The sequence below is a fragment of the Shewanella sp. AS16 genome (genome assembly GCF_021412365.1).
GTDB lineage: Bacteria > Pseudomonadota > Gammaproteobacteria > Enterobacterales > Shewanellaceae > Shewanella > Shewanella salipaludis.
Map to the genome: position 1 here is coordinate 1 of NZ_JAKCLK010000076.1, position 378 is coordinate 378.

Here is a 378-nt window from a genome sequence, read left to right on the forward strand (position 1 = left end):
GCTTTCGTATGGGTGACGTTGCGAACATACCAGTTGCCGGAGGCCTGATCCTTACAGCGTGCGCCGCTGCTGGCGTCATAGTTCACAGAGGTCTGGCAGGCATTGATGGTCATTGTAAAGCTGCTGCCGACGGGCATTTGTTGCAGATACTGGTAAAACGCGTCTGACAACATGCCGTGCATCCATTTCGCGCCGCCGCTGGTCACCGTCGCGCCATAAAATCCACTGGCGTCGGTGGTTTGCGGCAGGATAAGACTGGTGGTCATATTACACCCTGCGTACCAGTTGATGCAGCGCAAGCCAGTTAAAGGAGATGAAACTGGTGAATTTTCCAGCCACATATCAAACTTCCAGTTGGTATAAAGGCCGGTGTTGTAA

Annotated in this window: 1 protein-coding gene; it reads right to left on the reverse strand. The window is 52.9% G+C overall.

Annotation, left to right across the window (positions count from 1 at the left end; genetic code table 11):
- Positions 1–341 (reverse strand): hypothetical protein (locus LZP73_RS19400; RefSeq protein WP_442800769.1); only part of this gene is annotated, 341 nt, incomplete at its 3' end.
- Positions 342–378: the final 37 nt, after the last annotated feature.